At 57.3% G+C, this 26,083-nt stretch carries 26 protein-coding genes; 3 read left to right on the top strand and 23 right to left on the bottom strand.

Annotation, left to right across the window (positions count from 1 at the left end; all coding sequences use genetic code 11):
- Positions 1-81: 81 nt before the first annotated feature.
- Positions 82-960 (bottom strand): UbiA-like polyprenyltransferase, encoded by an 879-nt coding sequence (locus B5V00_RS13510; protein WP_085011346.1) that lies wholly within the window; start codon positions 958-960, stop codon positions 82-84.
- Between the two features lie 171 nt (positions 961-1,131).
- Here B5V00_RS13510 and B5V00_RS13505 point away from each other — a divergent pair, with 171 nt between their 5' ends.
- The gene (locus tag B5V00_RS13505; protein ID WP_085011345.1) at positions 1,132-1,488 is read left to right on the top strand and encodes a hypothetical protein; all 357 of its coding nucleotides are present in this window, start codon (positions 1,132-1,134) and stop codon (positions 1,486-1,488) included.
- A 174-nt stretch (positions 1,489-1,662) separates the two neighbouring features.
- On the opposite strand, the gene B5V00_RS13500 is transcribed toward B5V00_RS13505, so the two are convergent.
- From B5V00_RS13500 to B5V00_RS13430, 15 genes are read right to left on the bottom strand one after another with little or no spacing between them, the layout of a single operon-like run.
- A complete protein-coding gene (locus tag B5V00_RS13500) occupies positions 1,663-3,123 on the bottom strand; it encodes an NADH-quinone oxidoreductase subunit N (RefSeq protein WP_085011344.1) in 1,461 nt (486 codons plus the stop codon).
- 42 nt (positions 3,124-3,165) lie between these two features.
- Positions 3,166-4,722 (bottom strand): complex I subunit 4 family protein, encoded by a 1,557-nt coding sequence (locus tag B5V00_RS13495; protein WP_085011343.1) that lies wholly within the window; start codon positions 4,720-4,722, stop codon positions 3,166-3,168.
- Positions 4,723-4,770: 48 nt separating this feature from the next.
- The gene (gene nuoL / locus B5V00_RS13490) at positions 4,771-6,744 is read right to left on the bottom strand and encodes an NADH-quinone oxidoreductase subunit L (protein ID WP_085011342.1); all 1,974 of its coding nucleotides are present in this window, start codon (positions 6,742-6,744) and stop codon (positions 4,771-4,773) included.
- 49 nt (positions 6,745-6,793) lie between these two features.
- Entirely contained in the window at positions 6,794-7,096 is a 303-nt protein-coding gene (gene nuoK, locus B5V00_RS13485; RefSeq protein WP_085011341.1) for an NADH-quinone oxidoreductase subunit NuoK, read from the bottom strand.
- A 27-nt stretch (positions 7,097-7,123) separates the two neighbouring features.
- The gene (locus B5V00_RS13480; protein WP_085011340.1) at positions 7,124-7,624 is read right to left on the bottom strand and encodes an NADH-quinone oxidoreductase subunit J; all 501 of its coding nucleotides are present in this window, start codon (positions 7,622-7,624) and stop codon (positions 7,124-7,126) included.
- A gap of 12 nt (positions 7,625-7,636) precedes the next feature.
- Positions 7,637-8,038: a NuoI/complex I 23 kDa subunit family protein gene (locus B5V00_RS13475; protein WP_085011339.1), complete on the bottom strand. Its 402-nt coding sequence runs from the start codon at positions 8,036-8,038 to the stop codon at positions 7,637-7,639.
- Between the two features lie 29 nt (positions 8,039-8,067).
- On the bottom strand, positions 8,068-9,099 hold the full coding sequence (gene nuoH / locus B5V00_RS13470; RefSeq protein WP_085011338.1) for an NADH-quinone oxidoreductase subunit NuoH: 1,032 nt from the start codon (positions 9,097-9,099) through the stop codon (positions 8,068-8,070).
- Between the two features lie 52 nt (positions 9,100-9,151).
- The gene (locus tag B5V00_RS13465; protein WP_085011337.1) at positions 9,152-10,120 is read right to left on the bottom strand and encodes a tetratricopeptide repeat protein; all 969 of its coding nucleotides are present in this window, start codon (positions 10,118-10,120) and stop codon (positions 9,152-9,154) included.
- A 23-nt stretch (positions 10,121-10,143) separates the two neighbouring features.
- The gene (gene nuoG, locus B5V00_RS13460; RefSeq protein WP_085011336.1) at positions 10,144-12,615 is read right to left on the bottom strand and encodes an NADH-quinone oxidoreductase subunit NuoG; all 2,472 of its coding nucleotides are present in this window, start codon (positions 12,613-12,615) and stop codon (positions 10,144-10,146) included.
- A 40-nt stretch (positions 12,616-12,655) separates the two neighbouring features.
- On the bottom strand, positions 12,656-14,437 hold the full coding sequence (gene nuoF / locus B5V00_RS13455) for an NADH-quinone oxidoreductase subunit NuoF (protein ID WP_085011335.1): 1,782 nt from the start codon (positions 14,435-14,437) through the stop codon (positions 12,656-12,658).
- A gap of 30 nt (positions 14,438-14,467) precedes the next feature.
- Positions 14,468-14,965: an NADH-quinone oxidoreductase subunit NuoE gene (gene nuoE, locus B5V00_RS13450; RefSeq protein ID WP_085011334.1), complete on the bottom strand. Its 498-nt coding sequence runs from the start codon at positions 14,963-14,965 to the stop codon at positions 14,468-14,470.
- Between the two features lie 24 nt (positions 14,966-14,989).
- Positions 14,990-16,168, bottom strand: a complete 1,179-nt coding sequence (nuoD, locus tag B5V00_RS13445; RefSeq protein ID WP_085011333.1) for an NADH dehydrogenase (quinone) subunit D — start codon at positions 16,166-16,168, stop codon at positions 14,990-14,992.
- 54 nt (positions 16,169-16,222) lie between these two features.
- Positions 16,223-16,705, bottom strand: a complete 483-nt coding sequence (locus B5V00_RS13440) for an NADH-quinone oxidoreductase subunit C (RefSeq protein WP_085011332.1) — start codon at positions 16,703-16,705, stop codon at positions 16,223-16,225.
- 48 nt (positions 16,706-16,753) lie between these two features.
- Entirely contained in the window at positions 16,754-17,263 is a 510-nt protein-coding gene (locus tag B5V00_RS13435; protein WP_085011331.1) for an NADH-quinone oxidoreductase subunit B, read from the bottom strand.
- Positions 17,254-17,610, bottom strand: a complete 357-nt coding sequence (locus tag B5V00_RS13430; protein ID WP_085011330.1) for an NADH-quinone oxidoreductase subunit A — start codon at positions 17,608-17,610, stop codon at positions 17,254-17,256. Before B5V00_RS13430 ends, B5V00_RS13435 begins: the two co-directional genes overlap by 10 nt.
- Before the next feature lie 405 nt (positions 17,611-18,015).
- Here B5V00_RS13430 and B5V00_RS13425 point away from each other — a divergent pair, with 405 nt between their 5' ends.
- Both B5V00_RS13425 and B5V00_RS13420 read left to right on the top strand, forming a co-directional pair.
- Positions 18,016-19,758: a GAF domain-containing hybrid sensor histidine kinase/response regulator gene (locus B5V00_RS13425; RefSeq protein WP_085011329.1), complete on the top strand. Its 1,743-nt coding sequence runs from the start codon at positions 18,016-18,018 to the stop codon at positions 19,756-19,758.
- A 326-nt stretch (positions 19,759-20,084) separates the two neighbouring features.
- A complete protein-coding gene (locus tag B5V00_RS13420; protein WP_085011328.1) occupies positions 20,085-20,318 on the top strand; it encodes a diguanylate cyclase in 234 nt (77 codons plus the stop codon).
- Between the two features lie 30 nt (positions 20,319-20,348).
- On the opposite strand, the gene rsxE is transcribed toward B5V00_RS13420, so the two are convergent.
- The 7 genes from rsxE to B5V00_RS13385 all read right to left on the bottom strand — a co-directional run.
- Positions 20,349-20,981 (bottom strand): electron transport complex subunit RsxE, encoded by a 633-nt coding sequence (rsxE, locus tag B5V00_RS13415; RefSeq protein WP_085011327.1) that lies wholly within the window; start codon positions 20,979-20,981, stop codon positions 20,349-20,351.
- The gene (locus B5V00_RS13410; RefSeq protein WP_085011326.1) at positions 20,978-21,583 is read right to left on the bottom strand and encodes an RnfABCDGE type electron transport complex subunit G; all 606 of its coding nucleotides are present in this window, start codon (positions 21,581-21,583) and stop codon (positions 20,978-20,980) included. Before B5V00_RS13410 ends, rsxE begins: the two co-directional genes overlap by 4 nt.
- Positions 21,584-21,586: 3 nt before the next feature.
- A complete protein-coding gene (locus tag B5V00_RS13405; protein ID WP_085011325.1) occupies positions 21,587-22,576 on the bottom strand; it encodes an RnfABCDGE type electron transport complex subunit D in 990 nt (329 codons plus the stop codon).
- A 2-nt stretch (positions 22,577-22,578) separates the two neighbouring features.
- Positions 22,579-23,895 carry an electron transport complex subunit RsxC gene (gene rsxC, locus B5V00_RS13400; RefSeq protein ID WP_085011324.1) on the bottom strand — a complete coding sequence of 439 codons (1,317 nt, stop codon included), beginning with the start codon at positions 23,893-23,895 and terminating at the stop codon, positions 22,579-22,581.
- Positions 23,896-23,927: 32 nt separating this feature from the next.
- The gene (locus B5V00_RS13395; protein ID WP_085011323.1) at positions 23,928-24,776 is read right to left on the bottom strand and encodes an RnfABCDGE type electron transport complex subunit B; all 849 of its coding nucleotides are present in this window, start codon (positions 24,774-24,776) and stop codon (positions 23,928-23,930) included.
- A 13-nt stretch (positions 24,777-24,789) separates the two neighbouring features.
- Positions 24,790-25,371 (bottom strand): electron transport complex subunit RsxA, encoded by a 582-nt coding sequence (gene rsxA, locus B5V00_RS13390; RefSeq protein WP_085011322.1) that lies wholly within the window; start codon positions 25,369-25,371, stop codon positions 24,790-24,792.
- Between the two features lie 325 nt (positions 25,372-25,696).
- Positions 25,697-26,083, bottom strand: a 387-nt coding sequence (locus tag B5V00_RS13385; RefSeq protein ID WP_245803980.1) for a hypothetical protein, incomplete at its 5' end; no start/stop codon positions are given.

The following is a 26,083-nucleotide window of genomic DNA, read 5'->3' as shown; positions in this document are numbered from 1 at the left end:
AATCTGCGTAATCTGCGGATAATCAGCTTTCGCCTTTCTCTGTGATTTTCTCTAAGTTTCCGTGTTTCCGTGGTACATGCCCTACAAAAATACCGCATCTCCCAGCGCGAAAACAAATATCGTCACGCTGATATAGCCGTTCATGTTGAAGAATGCCGCGTCCAGCCTGGAAAGATCGTCCGGTTTGACCAGGCGGTGTTCGTAGAGCAACATTCCGGCAACGATGACCACCCCGATGACATAGATCCAGCCCAGGCCGCTGCCCGGCAGCACCAGCAGCAGGAACAGCAGCATCAGCCCATGGAAAACGCGCACCAGCAGGAAGGACTTGTCAATGCCGAGCCGGGATGGGATCGAATGCAGGCCGTGCTCGACATCGAATTCATAATCCTGAAGGGCATAGAAGATATCGAACCCGGCGACCCAGAACAGGACGGCCAGTGCCAGCGCCGTTACCGGCCAATCCAGGGTGCCGCGCAGGGCGATATAGGCACCGATCGGCGCCGCGGCGAGGCAGATGCCAAGGACGATGTGGGCATAGTGGCTGAAGCGCTTGCAGTAGGCGTAGAGAACGAAAAAGCCGATGGCTACCGGGGCCAGTCGGAAACAGAGCGGATTGAGCATCCAGGCGGCGAAGAGAAAAATGGCCAGCGAGACAACAATAAACAACCAGGCCTCAGCCACCGAAACCCGTCCGGATGGAATATGACGATCGGCGGTTCGCGGATTTTCAGCGTCTATCCCGGCGTCAATCAGGCGGTTCAGCCCCATCGCTCCACTGCGCGCCCCGACCATCGCCAGGCAGATCCACAAAACCTGTCCGGCTCCGGGCAGAGCGTTGCCGGCGAGACTTGCCAGCACCACCCCCATCAGGGCAAACGGGAAGGCAAACACGGTGTGGGAGAACTTGATCATCTCCAGCAGGGTGCTGGTCTTTTCGGCGATGGCGGCAAACGACATACGTATCCTCTGGTGAAAAGCGGCTCCAGCACGGCAGTTTACACCCAGACCTTTCCAGCGACAAGCGTTCTCCAGCTTTCGTTCCGAATGGGAGGCAGACGGGGAAACCAAAAAACAACTATACTGGTAGAAAGAGGCCCTACTGAAGGCCGGGAGCAGAAAGGAGGTCCCATGGACAACATCGAAATCCGCTCGGCAATCGATCAGCGACGCACGGAATCGACCCGCTTTATCCGCTGGTGGCGCAAAGAGAATGATTTCGTCGATTTTGAACTGCTCAACAAGTTTCTTGACCGACTCAGCAGCGGTGAAGACTTCGCCGGTTTTGAACTGCTCGACACCGAACAGATGTGGCAGGCCCTGATGAATACCTGTCCGGGTTGCGCCTGTCGCGAAAATCGTGGCCGGGGCGCGGTCATTGTCTGGCATCCCGGAGGGGATAAACGCGATACGGTCGAACTGCCCTATACTGATGAATCGATTATGACCATTTTTGATGCCGAAACCCGCGGCAACACGTTGCAATGATCGACGGACAAAGCACGGCAGGAAGAAACAACAACCTCGCTCCGAAATCGGTGCGGTAACCACCTGAAGTCTCTGCCGGACAAGTCCGCATCCCTGATCATCAGCCATAAACCGGCACAGGCCCCCCGGTTATGCCGGGAGGCCTGTGCTGGTTCACACTATTTCAATTCCTGGTCAGAAGATAGCCAGTTTGGCCATTTCCATGATCTTGCCGGGAATGATACCGAGATAGAGCACGCCGACGATGGCGATGACGATGGAAACCACCGCGCCGGTGTGCATCGACACCCAGCTGTAATCTTCCTGCGGATCCTTGAAGTACATGTAGACAATCACCCGCAGGTAGTAATAGAGGGAAACCGCCGAGTTCAATACGCCGATAATCGCCAGCCAGATGTAACCGGACTTGATGGCACCGGCGAAGATATAGAATTTCCCGGCAAAACCGGCTGTCGGCGGGATCCCCATCAGCGACAACATGAAAATGGTCATCGCCACGCCGAGGAACGGACGTTTGAAACCGAACCCGGAGAAACCTTCAAGGGTCAGGTTCTCCTCGCCCTTCTTACCGGCCAGAACCAGCACCGCGAAAGCCCCGAGGTTCATGAAGGTGTAGGCCAGCATGTAGAACAGGATGCCGGAAACACCGACCGCGTTGGCCGCCACCAGGCCGACCAGGGCATAACCGGCGTGGGCGATGGAAGAGTAGGCCAGCATCCGCTTGAGATTGGTCTGGTAGATGGCGGTCACGTTGCCGATGATCATGGTCAGGATAGCCAGGCCCCAGAGCAGGCTGGTCCACTCACTCTGCAGACCGGCCAGACCGAGAATGAAGACCCGCATCAGCGCGGCGAAGGCGGCGGCCTTGGGACCGGCACTCATGAAGGCAGTCACCGGAGTCGGCGCCCCCTGATAGACATCCGGAGTCCACATGTGGAACGGCGCGGCAGCGATCTTGAACAGGAAGCCGATGGACATCAGCAGCATCCCGGCCACGGTCATCGGGTTGCCGATCATCGCCGGATGGGCGGAAAGGTAGAGGCCGATATCGGCAACATTGGTCGTTCCGGCGACACCGTAGAGCAGGGCAATACCGTAGAGCAGAAACCCGGTCGAAAACGCGCCGAGCAAGAAGTATTTGAGTCCCGCCTCGTTCGACTGCAACTGGTGACGGAACAGGCCGGCGAGGATGTAGAGGGAGATCGACAGCACTTCCAGACCAAGAAAAATGGTCATCAGATCGGTCCCCGAGGCCATCCACATGGCACCCGCAGTCGAAAAGAGAATCAACGGATAATATTCACCGATCGGATACCCTTCCCGTCGCAGGTAGTCATCCGACATCAGAATCGTCAGACCGGCCGCCAGCAGAAAGGTCATATTGAAGAAGGTGGCGAAATTATCCAGGGCCACGTGACCGGCAAAGCCGAACTGGGGATTGTTCCATCCCTGCAGCGAAACAACGGCGGTTACCAGCAGGGCAATGATGCTGATCAGCGATGCGGACGTTGTTTTGCCCCGCGGCATGAAGACATTGATCAGCAGAATCGCCATGCCGAAACAGCACAACACCAACGACGGCATGATGGCCGCGAAATTGACGTTCTGCATGGCAAGTTGCACCAGATTTTCCATCGAAAGGCTCCTTCGGAAGCTTGTTTAACGGCAATACCGTGCTTAATCGATCTTGTGCTGTACCGGATTGATGGTCTCAACCACGGCCACCTGCTGCTTGCCCTTGATCTGATTGATCAGTTGGTCAAGAGCTGGATTCATCTTCTCGAAAAAGGTATTCGGGTAGACGCCGATCCAGAAAATGAACAACAACAGCGGCAACATCAGTACCACCTCCCGAACCGACAGATCCTTGAGCTTCTGGTTGGCAGGGTTCTTCAACTCCCCGAACATCACCCGCTGGAACATCCACAACATGTAGACGGCAGCAAAGATGACACCGGATGCGGCGACGATGGTGAACCAGCGCAGCTCACCTTCAAAAGCGCCGACCATGATCAGGAACTCACCGACGAAGCCATTGGTCCCGGGCAGACCGATGGAGGAGAGCATGGCGATCATGAAAATAGTGGTGAAGACCGGCATCTGCTTGGCCAGACCGCCGAAATCGGTGATCAGGCGGGTATGTCGCCGCTCGTAGATAAAACCGACGATAAGGAACAGCGCACCGGTCGAGATACCATGGTTGATCATCTGGATCATACCGCCCGACATGCCCTGGATATTGAGAGCGAAAACCCCGAGCATGACGAAACCGAGGTGGCTGACCGATGAATAGGCAACCAGACGCTTGACATCCTCCTGGACCATCGCCACCAGAGCTCCGTAGATAATGCCGATCACCGCCAGAGTGGCCAGGAAGGGGGTGAACTGATGAAGAGCTTCAGGAAACAGCGGCATGGCGAAACGCACGTAGCCATAAGTTCCCATCTTCAGCATGATGGCAGCCAGGATAACCGAACCGGCTGTAGGGGCATCGGTATGGGCATCCGGCAACCAGGTATGAACCGGAAACATCGGTACCTTGATGGCAAAGCTGAAGGCAAACGCCAAGAACAGCCAGGTCTGGTAGGCGGCCGGAATGTTCAACTGGTAGAAATGGCTGATACTGAAGCCCTGCTCGAAGGGCTGGCCGCTCTTCAGGGCATAGTAGTAGACAAAGATAATGGCAACCAGCATCAGCAGCGAGCCGACCGCGGTGTAGATAAAGAACTTGATCGCCGAGTAGATACGGCGCTTACCGCCCCAGATGCCGATCAGGAAGTACATCGGAATCAGCATCAGTTCCCAGAAGACATAGAACAGGAACAGGTCAAGCGCAAGGAACGCACCGAGCATGGCGGTTTCAAGCAGCAGCAGCAGCGCCATGAAACCTTTGGTATTTTTCTCAACCGCCTGCCAGGTCGACAGCACGGCAATCGGCATGATGAAAGTCGTCAGCAGCACCAGCCACAGGCTGATGCCGTCCACCCCCAGATTGTAGTTCATCTGGAAGTAGTCACCGATGCTGATCCATTTCACGAATTCGGTGTAATGCATCCCGCCGGATGTCTTGAAAACATCGTCAAAGGCCAGCGGCAGGCTGATAAAGAAGGTGATCAGGGTGATGACGAAGGTCAGGCCCTTGAGTACACCGTCATTCTCACGCGGAATGAAGAGGATAACGATCATCCCCAGCAGGGGGAAGAACGTCATCAGGCTGAGAAGATGCTCGGACATGTAACTCGCTCCTTGCGTTGCGCTATTCGAATATTCGCCAGGCGACAGTTATTTGAAAACGTAAACCGCGACAATAACCACCATGCCCAGAACCATGGTCATGGCATAACTGTGAATCTGTCCGTTCTGAATGAACCGCAAAACCCGGCTGGAACCCTGCACCAGCCAACCGACCCCGTTGACAATTCCGTCGATCACCGGAACGTCGAAACCTTTCCAGAAATAACGTCCGAGCCGCTTGGTGGCGTTGACAAACAGGCCGTCGTAGAGCTCATCGACAAACCATTTGTTGAAGATGGCGGTGTGCAGCCAGCGGAACCGGGCCACCAGCCTGCCGGGAAGCTCCGGGTTTTTGACGTACATGATCCAAGCCAGGAAAATGCCGACCAGGGCGATGCCGATGGAACAGCCCATCAGCGGAAACTCAAAGGCTTGCAGGGAATGCTGGGCATGAATCCCGTAGGTCTCCTGGGCATGCTCGAAAACCGGAGCCAGAAAATGCTCGAATCGATTGGCGCCACCCAGGGCCGCGGGAATACCGACCCAGCCGCCGACCAGAGCCAGCAGACCGAGAACCATCAGGGGAATGGTGATCACCAGCGGCGACTCGTGGACATGATCCTTAGCCCGGGCATCGGTTTTCTGTTTGCCGAAGAAGGTCATGAAAACCAGGCGGAACATGTAGAAGGCGGTCATGCCGGCGGCAATGAAACCGATCAGCCAGAGAATCCATCCGCCGCGGGTCGAGGAGAAGGCCCACCAGAGAATTTCATCCTTGGAGAAGAAACCGGACAATCCTGGAATCCCGGAAATCGCCAGCGTCGAAACAAAGAAGGTGATAAAGGTGATCGGCATCTTTTTGGCCAGTCCACCCATGTTGCGCATATCCTGCGGATCATCATGCAGATGCGCCTTGTGATAGGCATGGTGCATGGCGTGGATGACTGAACCGGACCCGAGGAACAGGCAGGCCTTGAAGAAAGCGTGGGTCATCAGATGAAAAATCCCGGCGGAGAAGGCGCCGACACCCATGGCGAGGAACATGTAACCGAGCTGGGAAACCGTCGAATAGGCAAGCACCCGCTTGATATCGTTCTGCGCAAGGCCGATGGAGGCGGCAAAGATGGCGGTCGCCGCGCCGACGATGGCGATAACCATCATGGTGTCGGGAGCCATGGAAAAGAGGCCGTTCATCCGCCCGATCATATAGACACCGGCAGTAACCATGGTCGCCGCGTGGATCAGGGCTGAGACCGGGGTCGGGCCCTCCATGGCGTCAGGCAGCCAGGTGTAGAGCGGAATCTGCGCCGACTTGCCGGTGGCGCCGAGAAAGAAGCAGAGCGTCGCAACGGTCACCACCACACCACCGGCAGGCAGCAGGTGAGCGTTCTCGGCGATCTTGGTGAACTGGAAGGTCCAGACACCGTGCTCACCGAGGGCCCAGAAGAGGGTGAAGAGGCCGATCAGGAACCCGAAGTCGCCGACACGGTTGACGACGAAAGCCTTCTTGGCGGCATCCCCGGCGCTCTTCTTCTCGAAGTAGTAGCCGATCAACAGGTAGGAGCAGAGGCCGACTCCCTCCCAACCGACAAACATCACCAACGCGTTGTTGCCGAGAACCAGCATCAGCATCGAGAAACAGAACAGGTTCAGATAGGCAAAGTAGCGGTAGAACCCTTCTTCCCCGTGCATGTAGCCGTTGGAGTAGAGGTGAATCAGGGAACCGACCCCGGTGACGACCATGATCATCAGCGCCGACAGCGGGTCGAGCAGGAATCCCCAGTCGATCTGCAGCTGCCCGACACTCATCCAGGAGAACAGGATCACCTCATGGGTCTTTTCTACATCCCCCAGCAACTGGAAGAACATCTTGCAGGAAACCACGAACGAAGCCGCGATCGCCAGCGTGCCGATGGCTCCAATCACCTTCTCATTACCGATTTTCTTCCCCAGCAGGCCGTTGACAAGAAAACCGACCAGGGGGAAAAACGGAATGAGCCAAATCAAACTATAATCGTGCATTGACCTCTATCTCCTCTCGGATCAATAAGCTTAAAAAAGCGGATAATCCCTACCACTTGAGCATGCTGATATCGTCGACCTCGATACTCTCCCGATTGCGGAAGAAGGTGATCATCAGGGCCAGGCCAACGGCTGCCTCGGCAGCTGCCACGGTCATGACGAAGAAGACGAAGATCTGACCGTCAAGGTTGCCCAGGTGGTGCGACAGGGCAATGAATGAGAGGTTGACCGCGTTGAGCATCAGCTCGATGCACATGAAAATGACGATGGCGTTGCGCCGGGTAAGCACTCCGAAAGTGCCCAGGGCAAACAGAATCGCGCTCAATACCAGGTAATGATTTACGGTAATCATGATCTATCTCCCGTGTCTGCTACGCACTCAAACTTCTTTTTTAGCCAGGATCACCGCGCCGATAATGGCCACCAGCAGCAGGATCGAGGTAATTTCGAAGGGGAGCAGGAAATTGACGAACAAGCTCTTGCCGATCAGTTCGGTATGCCCCTCCTTGAGAATGACATCACGGGTTATGGCGCCGACAACCTTGGTCGGCTGTCCCCGAGAAATGAAAAACAGGGTCAACATCAGCACCAGCGACCCGGCCACCACACCCCAGGTCACGTGGGTGAATTTCTTGAACGGTTCGACCCCCATATTCAGCAGCATGATGACAAACAGGATCAGGACCATGATGGCTCCGGCATAGACCATGATCTGTATCGCGGCCATGAAGGGCGCACTGAGCATGACGTAGAAAACCGCCAGGCAGAAAAAGGTGTTGACCAGAGCGAGAGCGCTGTTCACCGGACTTTTGGCGGCGACGACAATCACACCGGAAATAACGGTAACCAGGGCCACGAGATAAAAGAAAAGTACTTGCATGGGTCAACGCTCCTATTTCGTATTGAGCAGGCGCTGTTTGTCGAACACGAAGTCGTCGCGGTGGTAATTGGCGAGTTCGTAATTCCCGGTCATCTCAATCGCCTCGACCGGGCAGGCCTCGACACAGTAACCGCAGAAGATGCAGCGCAGCAGATCGATCTGGTAGACACGCGGATATTTCTCACCCTTCTCGTTTTCCGCGGACTCGACGGTGATGCATTTCGCCGGGCAAACGGTCGGGCAGAGATAGCAGGCCACACACTTGGCGCGGTCGTGGCTCGGCACCAGGCGGTGCAGACCGCGGAAACGGTCGGAAGGCTGGAGTTTCACCTTCGGGTACTGCACGGTGGTCGAATGGCCGGGCAAAAGATGTTTGAAGGTAATGCTGAGGCCTTGAATAAGCTCTTTGATCATCGGTTTAACCTCTTAAACAAAAGGGTTGCTTACTGCGCCAGGACAACGACCAGGCCGGTCACAACGATATTGGCCAGAGCCAGCGGCAGCAGTACCTTCCAGCCCAACTTCATCAACTGGTCGTAACGCACACGCGGGAAGGTGGCACGAATCCACATCAGGAAGAACATGAAACCGAATATCTTGCCGAGCAGGTTGACCGGACCCCAGGGAGTCGGCCCTGACCAGCCGCCGAGAAACAGGGTGGCGATGATGCCGGCAATGACCACCATGTTGGCGTATTCCGCCATAAAGAACAGGGCATACTTCATCGACGAATATTCGGTACAGAAACCGGATACCAACTCCGATTCGGCCTCCGGCATATCGAACGGGGTCCGGTTGATTTCAGCAGTCCCGGTAATCATGAAAAGCAGAAATGCCAGCGGCTGCTTCCAGACATACCAGTCAAAAATCGAGCCACTCTGCTGAGCAACAATCTCGCGCATGCTCAAGGTTTCAGAGAGCATGAAGACGGCAATGATGGAGAGTCCGGCGGCCAGTTCATAGGAAATCATCTGCGCCGAAGCACGGATTCCGCCGATCAGGGAATACTTGCTGTTGGACGACCAGCCGGCAAGCGTAATGCCGTAAACTCCGAGCCCGGACATAGCAAGAATATATAGGATACCGATATTCAGATCGGTGATCTGCAGCGGGATAATGTAGGTCTTGCCGCCGGCGGTAAACTGCATGTCACTGCCGAACGGAATGACCGCCATCGTAATCAGTGAAGGAATCAGGATCATCATCGGAGCCAGTACGAAGGGGATCTTGCTGGCCTCGGTGGGGATGATATCCTCCTTGAAAAACAGCTTGATGCCGTCGGCAATCGGCTGCAAAAGCCCCATCGGGCCGGTCAGGGTCGGCCCAAGCCGGGTCTGCATGTGGCCGATGACCTTACGCTCAACCCAGGTCGCGTAGGCCACAATACCCATGGTCACCCCGAAGACCACCAGGATTTTGATCATCATGGCGGCAATAAACAGCAGCGGTGCGTTCGATAGGCTCAACAGTTCCATGTGTCTTCCTCTTTTATGCTATATGGCTCGGGTTACCGTCGGTTCCTGAAATTCAGTCTTTTTTCCTGTCGGGCGCAATATCGTTCCGGCGACCGATCTCCTCAAGCAGTCGGGCGGCTCCCTGATGTCCTGGAACCATCCGCAGCAACTCCAGAAGAACCGTCCGGGCCTCCCGGCATTGCTTGAGTTCGTTGTAGCATTCCGCTTGTTTAAAGAGAGTTTCCGCATCCTTGGGATTGATGCGAAGCACCTCGCCATAGGCCGCAACGGCCTCATTCAATTGTCCGACCCGACGTCGACATTCACCGAGCATGAAATATCCCGGTGCGAAATTTCTATTCTGGGCAACGGCCCGGTCAAACTCCTCGGCAGCTTCTTTGATGGCCCCATTTTTGAAAAGGGCCATACCGAGTTCAAAACGAGCCCCGGTATAGTCGGGATTGATCTCGACAACGCGACGAAAACTCCCGGCAGCGGCATCCAGATCCCCCTGCTGCACCGCCGTCATGCCGATCATGTAGAGAGCCCGCACGTAATCGGGATTCAACTTGACCGCCTGCTGCAGCGCCGTGCGGGCCGCGGCAAACCGGCCGCTGCGTAACTGCGACAGTCCGATCCGATAGCAGGTTTCGGCGCTCTCCGGATTGAGTTCCAGGGCACGGGTAAAGCTTTTCAGGCTGCCGGCCAGATCACCCAGGCCGTAAAGGGCCATGCCTAGCTTGAAATGCACCCTGAAGCTGTCAGCCTGCTCAGCAAGCGCCCGTCGAAAAGCCCTGACCGACTGCAGCAGTTCACCACGGTCGTAGAGTACAAGACCCCGGTAATAATGCCCCATGCTGAAATCAGGAGCCGCCTGCAGGGCCAGGTCCCAGTTCCGCAGGGCCTCTTCACCCAAGCCGCGATGGTAACAGTCAAGCGCCTTCTGATGCAGAAACCCGGGATGCTCCGCCAGCCGCATTCCACACTGGTCACAGAACCTGGCCTGACGGCTCAATGGAGCACTGCACTCGGGACACTGCATGCCCTCTCCCGTCGTTGTCGTGCCTACTTGTTCAGTTCAACAACTACCGCGGCTTCTCCCTTGTACAGGCGGTTCAGACCGGTACCGGGGAAATGATTGGGGGCAAAGAGAACCCCCTTGGGCAGCCGGGCGCCGATCTTGGCCTTGAGACTGATCTCGGCCCCGTTCCCCTTGATTCTCAGCAGGTCACCTTCTGCCAGCTGCAATTCGGCGGCATCCTCACGACTCAGTTCGACGTACGGTTCCGGAACCGCTTCGAGAGGGCCCTTGGCGTGAGTCGTCGTGGTGCCCGAATGATAAAGAGCACTGCCGGTGATCAGCTGGAAACGCGTCGTGAGCGGGTCACAACCGCTGACCGGCACCAGGTTGCGCACCTTCGGCTGCAGATGCTCTCCACCCCAGACAACCCCCTGCGGACCGATGGCATTCAGATCGATACCGGCATAGGCTTCATTGAGCCTCCCGAGATTGTTAAAAGCATCGCTCGGGTTTGCTACGGGAGCTGTCGCACCCAGTTTTTCCAGCAGGGACACAAAAATGGCAAAATCCGTGAGCGCCTCACCGGGACTCTTGATACCGGCCCGCAGGCGCTGAATCCGCCGTTCGGCGTTGGTGAAGGTACCGTCCTTTTCTGCGAAGGAGGCAGCCGGCAGCACGACGTCGGCAGCCTGCGCGGTCGGTGACAGGAACAGGTCCTGAACAACCACGAACTCGGCCCCCTTGAGCGCCGCTTCAACCCTGGCACCATCCGGGAAACTGGTCAGCGGATCCTCGCCGACGATATACAGGGCACCGAGGCTCCCCTTGGCGGCGGCATCCAGCATCGCCTGAACACCGAGACCACCCTCCCCGGGGAGAATACCGAGATCGATGGCCCCCTGGCTGTTGGCCTTCTCGCCGCAGACGTAGAGACCCGCCTCGTCCTGGTCGGCGAGACCGGAGAGAAGCGCCAGGTTGGCAGCGGCAATTCCAAGTTCCCTGCTGTTTGCAGTATAAGACAGACCGTAACCAAGCAGGATGGCGCCCTTTTCAGCTGCGGCCAGCTGCTCGGCAGCAGCCTCGATCGCCTCGACCGAAACCCCGGTCTGCTCGGCGACTCTGGACGGCGCATAGTCAGTCAGTGCCTGCTTCAACTCATCCAGTCCGGCAACACCTTCAGTGACCGCCTTGCCCGACTCCAGCAGTGCCGCGCAGATGGCATTGAGGATATTGACCTCGGTACCCGGCTTGCCAAGCAGGGTTTCGGCATTCGGCAGTTTGGCGAACTTGCCCTTCTTGTCGCTCACCACCAGCAACTTGGCTCCGGCGCGCTTGACGGCCTGATTGACAACCATGCCGAACACCGGGTGGGTTTCATAGAAGTCGGAACGGATACTGAGAATGACATCGGCATCTTCGACCTGCGGGAAGGTGCCGGTCGAAGCACTGAGACCAAGAACCTGCTGTACCCCCTCGGTCAATCCCTTGTAGCATTCCCCGCCGGAATGATCGAGGTTGGTGGTGCCGGCGGCAGCGGCAACCTCTTTCAGCAGCAGGAACTCCTCGTTACTAAGACGCCCACCGGAAATAATCCCCGTCCCCCTGTCGCGGCTCATGCCCTCGGCAACCGCCGTCAGAGCTTCTTCCCAGTCAGCTTCAACCAGTTCGCCATTTTTGCGTACCAGAGGCCTGGTCAGGCGTTGATCGCTGTTGACATAGGAATAACCGAAGCGACCGCGAATACAGAGGTTACCGTCATTGACACCATTCTTGTCATTGAAGCGGATGGTCTGGACCTGGTTGTCCTTGACGCCGAGGGTGACAGTACAACCGTTACCGCAATAACCGCAGACCGAGTCGACGTGCTTGAGCTGCCAGGGACGCGCCTTGAACTTGAAAGGCCGCGGCAACAGCGCACCGACCGGACACATCGAAACGCACTGACCACAGAATTCGCAATCCAGTCCACGATCAAAAGCAGTAGCGATTTTGGTTTCGAACCCACGCTCGACAAAGGAGTAGGACCCGTAGGAAACGATCTCATCGCAAACCCGCACGCAACGACCGCAGAGGACACAACGGTTCATATTGCGTTCAATGAAGGGGTTGCTTTCATCCGTCGGATGATCGAATTTTTCCCCGACAAAACGATTGGTGACAACCTCGAGTTCGTAGGTCAGATCCTGCAGTTCACACTCACCACCCTTGTCGCAAACCGGGCATTCAATCACATGGTTGACCAGCAGGAACTCGAGCACCGTCTTGCGGACCTTGAGGATTTCATCCGAACTGGTCGTCACCACCATCCCCTCGGTAACCGGTGTCGTGCAGGAGGGGATAAGGCGTCCCTTCATCTGCTCAACCTCGACCAGACAAACCCGGCAGGCCCCGAAGGGGAGTAATTTCTTGGCATAGCAGAGCACCGGGATTTTGATCCCGATCTGTTCGGCGGCCTGGTAGATGGTGAAGCTCTTCGGAACCGTGACCTGCGTACCGTCGATTGTCAGATTAACCATCGTTTCCTCGTATCCGTTTCAGCACTGATGCTGCAGTGATTTAATCAATTGCCATGAAGCGGCAGGCGTCGTAGCAGGAAGTGCACTGCGTACACTTGTCCTGATCAATGATCGCAATCTCACCCTTTTCCCAGGTGATGGCGTCCACCGGACAGACCCGCTTGCACATGCCGCACTTCTTGCACGCTTCGTCGATGACCTTGAAATGCAGAAGCGACTTGCAGGCATGAGCGGGACACTCCTTTTCCTTGATGTGGGCCTCGTACTCATGGCGGAAATAGCGGATGGTCGACAACACCGGGTTCGGCGCCGTCTGGCCGAGACCACAGAGAGATGATTTCTTGATATCGTAGGCCATGTCCTCCAGCAGTTCGATATCCCCTTCACGGCCTTCACCGGAACAGATCCGTTCGAGAATCTCCAGCATGATCTTCAGACCGATGCGACAGGGGATACACTTGCCGCAGGACTCGCGTCGGGTGAACGTGAGGAAGAAGCGGGCGATATCGACCATGCAGGTGGTCTCGTCCATGACCACCAGACCACCGGAGCCCATCATCGCCCCGGCCTTGATCAGTGAATCGTAATCGACCTGAGCGTCGATCGCCTCAACCGGCAGACAACCGCCGGACGGGCCGCCGGCCTGAACCGCCTTGAACTTGCGATTATTGAGGATGCCGCCGCAGACATCGTAGAGAACCTCGCGCATGGTGACCCCGGCCGGAACCTCGACCAGGCCGGTATGCTTGACCTTGCCGGTGACGGCGAAGATCTTGGTCCCCTTGGTGCCCTCGGTACCGATGGAGGCATACCAGTCGGCGCCGCGCTCGAGGATATAGGTGACGTTGGCGTAGGTTTCAACGTTGTTGATATTGGTCGGCTTGCCCCACAGGCCCCTTACCGCCGGGAAGGGCGGGCGGGGACGGGACATGCCGCGATGGCCCTCGATGGACGCCATCAGGGCGGTTTCCTCGCCGCAGACGAAAGCGCCGGCGCCGGCCTTGATGCGCAGGTTGAACTTGAACCCGAGCCCCATGCAGTTGTCGCCGAGAATTCCCCGTTCGACACAGGTGTCGATCGCCATCTGCAGGCGCTTGATGGCCAGCGGATACTCGGCACGGACATAGACATAGCCGTAGGTACAGCCGATGGCATAGGCTGCCACCATCATCCCCTCGATGATGCAGTAGGGATCACCTTCCAGCAGGGAACGGTCCATGAAGGCCCCGGGATCGCCCTCGTCAGCGTTGCAGATCAGGTATTTCAACTCGCCGGGAGAACCCTTGGCGAAGGACCACTTGACACCGGTCGGAAACCCGCCGCCGCCGCGACCGCGCAAGCCCGACTTCTTGACTTCCTCGATCACCTCTTCCGGCTTCATGGTGACAGCCCGCTTGATGCCCTTGAAACCGTGATTGGCAATATAATCATCGATGCTTTCGGCATCGATATGTCCGCAACGGGAGAAAATGGTACGGTGCTGTTTCTCCAGAAACTTGGCGTAGTAAGCTCCGGCGGTCTTCTTCGGCACCGGTTCGCCGCCGACGATATGTTCCTCGACGATCTGCGGCACCAGTTCCGGGGTGACAAAGTCGTAGGTCACGCCTTCCTTGCCCGGAACCATGATATCGACCAGCACGTCATTGGCGCAGAGTCCGCGACAACCGGTTTTCTTCACCTCACACCGCTTGCCGACCTTCGCCTCAATGCCGTGTTTCTTGAATTCTTCTTCAAACGCCTCGGCAACCTTGAGCGACCCGGAAGCGATTCCGCCGGTGCCGGTACAGATGAGAACTTCGATATTCTGAGCGTTTTCAGCCATGGGATACCCCTAAAAAAGCGCGGACCTGTTTCAGTCCATCTTCTGGTATTTCTCGATGACCTCGTTCAGCTTCTGCACTGACATGGAGCCATAGGTCGCATCATTGACCATGATGACCGGAGCCATGCCGCAGGCCCCGATACAGGCGACGTATTCGCAGGTGAACTTGACATCCTCGGTAGTTTCGGCATGAGAGATGCCGAGCAGCTCCTTGACACGATCGCCCAGGCGGCCCGCCCCCTTGACGTGGCAGGCCGTGCCCATGCAGACCCTGACGATATACTTGCCACGCGGTTCCAGGTGGAACTGGGCGTAAAAGGTCAGCACGCCGTAAATCTGGCTGGCATAGATGTTGAGACGGTCAGCCGTCAGGTGAACCGTTTCTTCCGGAATATAGCCGTAGTGATCCTGAATCGCCTGCAGCACCGGCATCAGCGCGCCCTGCATGTCCTGGTACTGATCCAGGATCTCGTTGCAGGCCGTCAGGTCGACTTCCTGCTCGGCAGCCTTTTCAGCAGTCTCGCTCATTGATTGAATCCTCGTTGATTCTCGTTAACGGTCGATTTCGCCGAGAACGACGTCAAGAGTACCGATGATGGCGATAACGTCCGCAATCATCGCGCCCTCAGCCATCTGCGGCAGGGCCTGCAGATTGACAAAGGAGGCGGGCCGGATCTTCATCCGATAGGGGTGCGGGGAACCATCCGAAACCAGGTAATAGCCAACCTCACCCTTGGGGTTCTCCACCCCGACATAGACTTCACCCGGTTCCGGCTTGAAACCCTCGGTAATGATCTTGAAGTGGTGAATCAGGCCCTCAATGGTATTGACGACATCCTTCTTCGGCGGCAGGCAGACCTTCGGACAGTCGGCGAGTATCGGCCCCGGCTTGAGACCGTCGAGAACCTGGCGAACAATTTTGCATGATTCACGGATCTCATCAAGCCGACACTTGTACCGGGTCCAGGTGTCCCCGTCCTTGCCGGTGATAACCTGAAAATCATACTTGTCATAATCACAGTAGCTCTGATCACGACGCAGATCCCAATCGACACCCGAGGCACGCAGCGCCGGACCAGTCAGGCCGATATCGATGGCATCCTTGGCTTCGATCACACCGACGCCCATGACACGTTTCTGCCAGATTACGTTGCCGGAAAGCAGCCCTTCATAGGTATCGACATGACCCGGCATCTCATCGATGAAGGCCCGTATCTCCTTCTCGATTCCGTCCGGAAGGTCGCTGGAGAGGCCGCCGACGCGAAAATAGTTCGACGTCATCCGGGCGCCGGAAATTTTCTCGTAGAAATCCATGATCCGCTCCCGCTCGCGGAAGCAATAGAGAAACACGGTCATGGCTCCGATATCGAGAGCGTGGGTCGCAAGCCAGACGAGATGGCTCTTGATACGGGTCAACTCAGCCATCAACACGCGCACCGCATTGGCCCGCTCGGGAATCTGATCATCGATGCCGAGCAGCTTTTCAACCGCCAGGACATAACCGAGGTTGTTGTGCATCGGAGCCAGATAATCAAGCCGGTCAGTAAGGGGCAGCACCTGATGATAGGTACGATGTTCCGCCAGTTTTTCGACCCCGCGATGCAGAAAGCCGATATGCGGAGTTATCTTGCGGACAATTTCGCCATCCAACTCAAGCACCAGCTGCAACACGCCGTGAGTCGACGGATGCTGAGGGCCCATATTGATGGTCATTGTTTCGGTTTTCGCCATGTTTGCCTCGTCTAGATTGATCTACGCTTAAGTGAATACCGGATGACTTGACTCTCAGGAAAGACGGCCCTGATAGGGCTCACGATCCGGCCCCTGAACCGGGTAATCCTTGCGCAGCGGATGACCACTCCAATCCTCGGGGAGCAGAATGCGACGCAGGTCGGGATGACCGACGAAATCAATTCCCATAAGATCCCAGCACTCACGTTCAAACCAGTTGGCGGTGGACCAGACACCGGTCACAGTATCAATACGACAGTCGCCCTCCTCAACCTCAGCCTTCAGACGCAGGCGGGTATGGGCACCGATGTTGTAGAGTTGATAGACAACGGTAAACCGGGGCGTCCGACCAAGATAATCGACACCGCACAGATCGGTCAGAAAATTGTATCCGCAACTGTCTCGCAGAAAGGTGCAGACCGCCACAATCTCTTCCTTCGGTACCGTCACCGAGGTTTGCCCCCGGAACTCCTCGACCTTGAGAACCTTGTCCCCGAACTGACCCTTCAGCTGGGCTACTGCAGGATGTTCACTCATGATTTCATTCATCCTCTAAATTCAAAGGTGGCAACACGCAGCAGACCTTCAGGCCTGACTGATCCGCTCACCGACACCGATGGCTTCGCCGAAGGAATTGCGCTCCTTCATGATCTTGTCCTGGAGCTTCATGATGCCATACAGCAACCCCTCAGGACGCGGGGGACATCCAGGCACATAGACGTCAACCGGCAGGGCGGTATCAATTCCCTGCACCGTACTGTAGGTATCAAAAATACCTCCGGAACAGGCACAGGCACCCATGGCGATAACATATTTCGGCTCAGGCATCTGCTCATAGACCGTCTTGATAACCGGCAGCATCTTCTGGGTCACCGTACCGGCGATAATGATACAGTCGGACTGCCGGGGCGAAGCCCGGAACAGAACCCCGAAACGGTCAAGGTCAAAACGGGCCGCGCCGGCCGCCATCATCTCAATCGCACAACAGGCCAGACCGAAGGTCATCGGCCACAGCGACTTGGCGCGCGACCAGTTGACCAACTTATCCAACGAGGTGGTGATAACGTTATTGCCGAGAGTCTGCTCTACTCCCATTCCAAAGCTCCTTTTTTCCAGACATAGACGTAGCCGACCAGCAGGATGAAAATAAAAACACCCATCTCAGCAAACCCGAACATCCCGAGCCTCTTGAAGACCACCGCCCAGGGATAGAGAAAAACCGCCTCGATATCAAAAACGATAAAAAGCATCGCAATGATGTAGAACTTGATCGAGAGGCGCTCCCGAGCGCTGCCCACCAGAGGCATGCCGCACTCGTACGGCGCAAGCTTGACAGCGCTCGGCTTCCTGTGGCCGATCAGGTGCGACATAACGATCGTCCCGACGGCAAAAGCCAGAGCAATGACAATAAGAACAATAATCGGTAAATAACTGTCCAACATAGAAGAAGCTCCTCCCAACAGCACGCGGCTAGCTGAAGTTTAGGCAAGAAGGCGCAAAGATGCCGTTTACGGCTTTTAAGCGTGTGCAAGGTAGGACAAAACCCGCCCATTGTCAAGCAAAAAATACAGTATACTGTATGCAGAGTTTTTTATAAAAAGTAGTTGTTTTTCAAGATGTTACATGTCTCTCAATACGTCTGCGAGATCGGGTTGAGGGCATACCTGAAAAAGGATGAACTTTCTTTTATTTCCGGGCCGACAAGAGCCAGGAATTGCTCCCGAAAACAGTTTTCAATGTCCGACATCTCCATCCCATACCTGTTCTTTCAGGCAGAAGCCCGAAACCCTTATCATTTTTCACCCTCTAACCGATAAGATGAGAAACCTCTCCCAAGGATCTGCCAGATGCTGTACCAGCCACAGTCCGCTGTTGCCACCGGACCTGAACCATTCCCGCGTCCTGCTTCAACCTCCTTCGCCGCGATGCTGAATGCCGCCAGTCTGGCATTCCTGCAGCATGGTGATCTTCCCAATATGGCCGTCAGCCTGCTTAATGCCGCGACAGACCTGCTCGAAACTGATGGCGGACTGATCTACGACCTGACAGACAACAAGGAACCACGGTTGCTCGCCGCCTGTGGGAACGTCTGGCATTGCGACCTGACACCCTCGCCGCTCGTGCCGGACAGTTGGACCGAAGGCTTCCCGCAGCAATGCTGGCGACTGCCGGTCGACCGTGGTGAATCCCTGCTGCTCAGCCCGGACCGGGGAGACTTCCAACAGCTGCGGCGCGCCTTTCCGACTTCTATCCAGTCGATGCTGGCCCTGCCCCTGCAAACCGATGGCAGTGCTATCGGCGCCTTGTTTCTCTTTAATCGCCGACAGGGGTTCAATGCTGAGATATGCGGGGAGATAGAGGCCATAGGACACACCATCGCTCTCGGCATCGCCGCCGCCCGCGACCGCCTGGCCCGGCAACAGGCCGAAAACGAATTGCGCCAGGCACAGAAGATGGAAGCCCTCGGACAGCTTGCCGCCGGGGTCGCTCACGACTTCAACAATATGCTGACAGTCATCAATGGCTACACCTCGCTGGTCAGAAAAAATCTTCCAGAAAAAACCTCCGCCCATCAGGATCTCGGCATCGTACTGGATGCCGGCCGGAAGGCGGCAGAACTCTCACGACAATTGCTCGCCTTCAGTCGTCGACAGATGCTGCAGCCGCAGGTTCTCGATCTCAATTCGCGCATCGACAATCTGCAGAAAATGCTGCGCCGGCTGATCAGAGAAGATATCACCTTCGAGGTCGAACTCGCGGACTCCCTGCCCTACATCAAGGCTGACCCCGGCCAGCTTGAACAGATACTGATGAACCTGGTGATCAATGCCCGTGACGCCATGCCCAACGGTGGCCGCATTATCATCCGCAGCGGCTGCCGGGAATTCGACCGGCCGTTCACCCTCCTTCATCCCGGCTCAAAAAAAGGACACTATGTCTGGTTCAGCATCAGGGACACCGGCAACGGCATCAGTCCCGAAGACCAGAAGAAAATTTTTCAGCCTTTTTTCACGACCAAGGAAAAGGGCAAGGGAACCGGACTCGGACTGGCCACGGTCTATGGCATTGTCAAGCAGAGCGGCGGCTATATCACTGTGGAGAGCGCCCCGAACCAGGGCTGCTGCTTCACCATCTATCTGCCCCGAACTGACGACGGCCCCGAGGTTGACCTGCCGGCAACGGCCACCCCCAACCTCTGCCGCATGGGTAAATTACTGCTGGTGGAAGATGACCCGGAGGTTCTCAAGTTCGCCACCAAGGCCTTGCTGGAAAGCGGATTCCAGGTCATCCCGGCCGGGGACGTCGAACTTGCCCAGGAATTATTTGACCATCATCACAGCGAAATCTCTCTGCTGGTGACAGACATGGTCATGCCGACACTGAGCGGACCGCTGCTGGCGCGCAACCTGAGACGCCTGCAACCTGACCTTCAGGTCCTGTTCCTGTCCGGCTATGGACAGGTCACTTTCAGCTCTGATTTTCTCAGCGGACAAGCGGGAGCCTTTCTCGCCAAACCCTTTACCGGAGAGGGACTGGTCGGCAAGGTCCAGGAGGTTCTGAGTGAAGGAAGCTTACGCCTGAACCAATGAGTCCGCGGGTCCAGGTTGTACAGACAGCGGGATCGATGTTTTAATGAACAAACTGGAGGGAATCCCATGCCGCTGCAGATCGATTTCTACAAACGGATGGTCGACCATCTGGCCGAGGGGGTCTACTTCGTCGGCCAGCAACGCCGGATCCTCTACTAGAATCCGGCCGCCGAACGACTGACCGGCTTCAAGGCCGATCAAATTCTCGGTTACTGTTGCAACTCCGGCGGTGGGGGGGGAAGAGTTTCTGATCCTGCTGCCGGCAACACCATGTCGCAAAACGTGCGTCACCGCGGAAAACTCAGCCGACGCATTGCTGCGACTCCGTGCCCGGAAACCGGCGCCCCCCCCTGACCGCCAGTTCCGGTGTCGCGGCGATTACCCTCAAGGACAGCGGTGAAAACCTTGTTGAAAGGGCCGACCGCGGACTCTACAGATCAAAAAAAGACGGCCGCAACCGGGTTACCTCTCTCGATCCGATCAGCGACGAGTCGGTCAATCCTGCTCTCGAACCTCCCCCGGACAACCTGTCCCAAACGGCAGCGGACCTGGAGAAATAAACACTCCGGTAGCGGAATCAGCGGCCGGACTCAACAGCAATGGCCGCCTTTATTTTCACCGGACGCCCCCGTGCGGGCCTCAAGCCGATTGATCCCGGCCAGCAGAAAACCGAGGGTAATAAACGCGCCGGGCGGAAGGATCATCAGGATCACCGGCTTGTAGGCGGGAAACAGTGACAACAGCGGCATACCGAAAACCGCGCCGGAGCCGAACAGTTCCCGCACCGCACCGATCACCGTCAGACTCAGGGCAAAGCCGAGCCCCATCCCCAAGCCGTCGATCAGAGAGGCAAAGATACCGTTTTTCGAGGCAAAGGCCTCGGCGCGGCCGAGGATCAGGCAGTTGACGACAATCAATGGAATGAAAATGCCGAGGGCCTTGAACAGGTCATAGGCATAAGCTTCCATCAGCATCTGCACCACGGTGACGAAGGAGGCGATAACGACGATGAAGGCCGGGATGCGCACCCCGCCCGGAATCAATTTGCGCAACAGGGCGATGGTGATATTGGCACAGACCAGCACGAAGGTGGTCGCCAGACCCATCCCCAACCCGTTTTCGGCCGAGGTGGTCACCGCCAGGGTCGGGCACATGCCGAGGACCAGTTTGAAAACCGGATTTTCCTGCCACAACCCCTTGAGAAATTCCTTGCCGAGATTCATTGTTTCACCTCCCGGTCGGCCACGACCTGCGACTCATGATCACGCAGGAATTCGAGTCCCTGTTTGACCGCCTTGACTACCGCACGCGGCGAGATAGTCGCCCCGGTGATCTGGTCGAACTGGCCGCCATCCTTCTTCACCCGCCAATCGGCATTGTCCAGTCCCTTGCCCTTGAACTGATCGCGGAACTGCGGTTCGATAATCTTCGCTCCCAGGCCCGGAGTCTCCGCATGGCTGAGAATGGCGATGCCGCTTACCAGCCTCTCCGGTGTCACCCCGACCATGATCTCGATATTGCCGCTATAGCCCTCGGGGGCGATGACCTTGAAGGCGATACCCGTCAACCTGCCCCCCTTGCGGCCACGGTAGAAGGTACGCTCGACCGGCCTGCCCTTCTTGTCGGTACCGACCGGCAGAACCACCGTATCGGCATCGGGAGCATTATCCAGATCAGGGAGGACCGCCTTCAGAGCCCGAACCGTTTCGAGGCGGCGCTGCTCGGCAATCGGCGCCCGGGTCACCGACTCGACCACGGAGAGGATCAAGCCGGCCAGAGCGGTAATCAGGGTCAGAACAATGGCAAGACGCAGGGTCGTATTCATTCGTCAGGCCTTCTCAGGGACAAAGCCGAACTTCTTCGGCTGAGTATAGCGATCGATCAGCGGCGTGGCCGCGTTCATCAGCAAAATGGCAAAGGAAACCCCCTCGGGGTAACCGCCGAAAAGCCTGATCAGCACCGTCAGCAGACCACAACCAACGCCGAAAACCAGCATCCCGCGCGGGGTCACCGGGGTGGTGACCATGTCGGTCGCCATGAAAAACGCACCGAGCAGCAGACCGCCGGTCAGCAGATGAAAGAGGGGGTCGGGATAGCGGGTCCCGTCTACCAGCCAGAAAATGCCGGAAAAGACAACCACCGTGGCCAGGTAACTGACCGGAGTATGCCAGGTGATGACCTTCTTCCAGATCAGGTAGAGACCGCCGAGCAGCAACGCCAGGGCGGAAACCTCGCCGAGACTGCCGCCCATCCGACCGAGAAAGAAATCACCGAAGCCTGCCGCCAGATCTGCCGGCAGGGCGCCGTGCAGCATCACCGCCTCCTTGGCCTGCCCCAGCGGCGTGGCACTGGTCACGGAGTCGAAACTGAGCGAAAGCGGCGCCGGCGCGGTCCAGCGGGTCATCTGCACCGGGAAGGAGATCAGCAGCACCACCCGTGCCACCAGGGCGGGGTTGAAGGGATTGTACCCCAACCCCCCATAGATCTGCTTGGCGATGACGATCGCCACGAAGGCGCCGATCAGGCTCATCCACCAGGGGCTTGAAGCCGGCAGGTTGAGCGCCAGCAGAATGCCGGTTAAAGCAGCGCTGCCGTCGCCGAGAGTCCGGGGGCGGCCCATCAGTTTCTGACAAACGGCCTCGAAGCCGATACTGGCCAGAGTGCAAATCAGCAGAGTCACCAGGGCCGGCAGACCGAACATGTAGACCGAGACCGCAGCAGCGGGCAACAGGGCATAGATGACCTGACGCATGAGGCGGTCGGTGCTCTCACCGGAACTGAAGTGCGGGGAGCTTGACAGATAGAGCTGGTTGGCCACGGTTACACCTTCCTTCGCTTGGCCAGGATGGCGTTTTTGGCATAACGGATCGACTGCACCAGCGGCAGCGCCGCCGGACAGGAATAGGTACAGCATCCGCACTCGATGCAGTCGAGGGCATTGTAAGCTTCCGCCTCTTCGAAGAGGTCGAGGCGGGCATAGGCGGCAATGGTGGTCGGCAGGATATGCGCCGGACAGGCTCGGACGCAGCGGCCACAACGGATACAGGGCCCTTCGGGACGCGTCGAAACCTGGTCGGCGGTGAACAGCAGCAGGCCGGATGTGCCGCGAATTGCCGGAACCTCCAGGGAGAGCTGGGTCATGCCCATCATCGGTCCCCCCATGATGATCTTGGCCGGCTCGACCCTGGTGCCGCCGCAGACCTCCACCAGTTTCCGCAGCGGGGTACCGATCCGCACCCGCAGATTCTTCGGCTCGACAAGAGCCGGACCGGAGATGGTGGCGATGCGTTCAATCAGGGGGATGCCGCGCAACACCGCGTCGGCAATCGCGGCACAGGTACCGACATTCTGCACCACCACGCCGACATCCATCGGCAATCCCCCGGAAGGAACTTCACGGTCGACACAGGCCAGGATCAGCTGCTTCTCCGCTCCCTGAGGATATTTGACTTCCAGCGGGGTCACTTCGACAGACAGGTCGGCGCAGGCCCGGGACAGCAACTCGATGGCATCCGGCTTGTTGGCCTCGATACCGATAAAGGTCTGCCTGACACCGAGAATCTTCTGCAACACCGCGATTCCGGAAAGAATACGCTCGCTCTCTTCGAGCATCAGTCGATGGTCGGCGGTCAGAAACGGCTCGCATTCGACGCCGTTGAGAATCAGGGTGTCGATCGGCTTTTCATCCGGGGGGGAGAGCTTGACATGGGCCGGGAAGGTTGCACCGCCCATGCCGACAATACCGCAGGAAAGGATCCGCTGACGCAACTCATCAATCGTCGCGGCGGCAATGTCGAGGGGTGCCGGCAGGTCTCCCCAGGCGTCCTCGCCGTCAGCCCTGATCACCACGGCCGGCAGATCCCTGCCCATCGGGTGAGGACGATCCTCGACGGCGATCACTTCCCCGGAGGTCGGAGCATGAACCGGAACCGAGACAAAACCTTTCGCCTCACCGATGACCTGCCCCCTTTTGACCAGATCGCCGACCGCGACACAGGGAACGGCCGGGGCGCCGATATGCTGGCCGAGAGGGACGATCAGTTCCTCGGGCAGCGGACAATCCTCGATCGGCTTGTGTGCCGACCACTGTTTGTTGTCTGGCGGATGCAGCCCGCCGGGAAATGTCTTCAGTTGCATGTGTCTACCTGGGATCATCCTGAATCATGGACTCAGGCCGCATGTTCCGGTTCGGGCCTGGATTCCGCTGCCTTGAAACTGCTCCCCTCCGGATAGCCGAGCGCAAAATCACGGATGCACTTGGTGGGGCACTTCTCAATGCCCGGGGCCGCATCCTGCTCCTCTTCATAGACCACCCGGGCGAGAAAATCCTCGATGAGATAGGCTCCCGGTGCCGTCTTCTTGCAGATCTGGCAGCCGATGCAGCCGACCTCGCAATACTTGCGCACCACGGCACCCTTGTCATGGCTGTTGCAGAGGACATGGACCGTCGCCGTACGGGGGGTCATGGCGATGACGTTGCGCGGGCAGGCGGCAACACACTTCTTGCAGCCGGTACACTTGTCGCGGCTGATCACGGCAATGCCGTCAGCGGTCATTTCAATCGCACCGAAGGGGCAGACCCGCTCACAGCCGCCGAGGCCGAGGCATCCGCCCGGACAGGCCTTCGGGCCGTCTGCAATACGCTGGGCGGCATTGCAATCCTGCAGACCGAGATAATGAAACTTGTTTTTGGCCTTGCGGTTGTCCCCCTGACAGCGTACCACCGCCACCTGCGGCACCATCGCCTCGGCGGCAACCCCCATGATCGCAGCAATCGCTTCAATGGTCGCCTGACCACCGGGACTGCAGAGATTGGCGGGAACCCCCTCTTCAACAACGGCCTTGGCATAAGCACTGCAGCCGGGCAGACCACAGGCCCCGCAATTGGCTCCGGAGAGAACCTCGAGAATCGCCGCTTCGCGCGGGTCAACCTCGACGGCAAACTTTTTCGCCGCCACCCCCAGGGCGACTGCTGCCGCCAGGCCGATGCCACCCAGACTGATAACTGCTGCAATCATCTTGTCTCGTCCCTTATCCCTTGACCAGACCGGCAAAACCCATGAACGCCAGCGAGAGCAATCCCGCCGTGACCAAAGCGATCGCCGTACCACGAAAACTTTTCGGCACCGGACAAAGGTCGATCCGCTCTCGCAAACCGGCAAAGAGAACCATGGCGAGGGTAAAACCGAGGGCCGCGCCGATCGCAAAGACAACACTCTCCAGGAAACTGTAACCCTTCTGGATATTAAGTACTGCCAAACCGAGAACGGCGCAATTTGTTGTAATCAGGGGCAAAAAAATGCCGAGAGACTGGTAAAGAACCGGGCTTACCTTCTGAATGACCATCTCCACCAGCTGCACCAGGGAGGCAATCACGAGTATAAAGGCAATGGTCTGCAGATACTCGATATTGAAGGGAATCAGAATGAAGTACTGGATCAGCCAGGTCACCACGGCCGCAACGGTCATGACGAAGGTCACCGCCATCCCCATGCCAAGCGCCGTCTCAACCTTCTTCGACACCCCGAGGAAGGGACAAATACCGAGAAACCGCGCCAGAACAAAGTTGTTGACGAAGATCGCGCTGATCAGAATAAGGATCAGTTCAACCATAACTATGCACACTCCTGAAAAATGGCCAGACCAGACCTTATAAAACAGCGGACCGGCAACTGTCAAATGAATACTTATTCCATCTGACCAAACCCAGAAATGTAAATTGTCGTTACGTTCCAGGGTCTTGCATAAATACACCCGGGGGTGTTCCCCTCCTGGAAACACCCCCGCCGACAATGCTCTTTTCGATCTTGCACCGAGACCGCACCTGACGCCGGGAGATTATACCGGGCACCGGGCGCAACTGCCTGGCGCGAATGCTTTTTTCAAAACCTCAGGCGCTCCGCACGACCCAACGGCAAAGGGTTTACTGTCGCGGGGTTCAAATCTTTCCACAGGCTTTCAACAAGTCCTGCAGGGCCGCCGGATTATTTGACTTGATCGAACCTGAAAGAAAATCCTTTACTCCCGGTACATAACCTTCATGCCAGATCCTGGTCAGAAACGTGTAACTGGTCTTGCAGACGCAATCCGCCGTCTCCGTCGCCTTACCATCCACAACCCGGCAACCGTCGGCCGACAGAAAAACCGTCTTTCTGGCCTCGTCGACGGAAAAATAGTAGCTGGTTTCCTTTGCTACCTTCGTCGTGTCGCACTGCTGTTCCATGTCATGAAATAACTGGTCAATCATAAATCTACCCCTTAAATTCCAGGATCGGCCAAGGGCTAAAGGTAAAGGCACAAGCGGCCAGGGGACTCCCTTTCGCCT

This window comes from Geothermobacter hydrogeniphilus (assembly GCF_002093115.1).
Lineage (GTDB): Bacteria > Desulfobacterota > Desulfuromonadia > Desulfuromonadales > Geothermobacteraceae > Geothermobacter_A > Geothermobacter_A hydrogeniphilus.
Note: the sequence above shows the minus strand (reverse complement) of the source record. Positions and strands in the feature narration are given on the sequence as shown.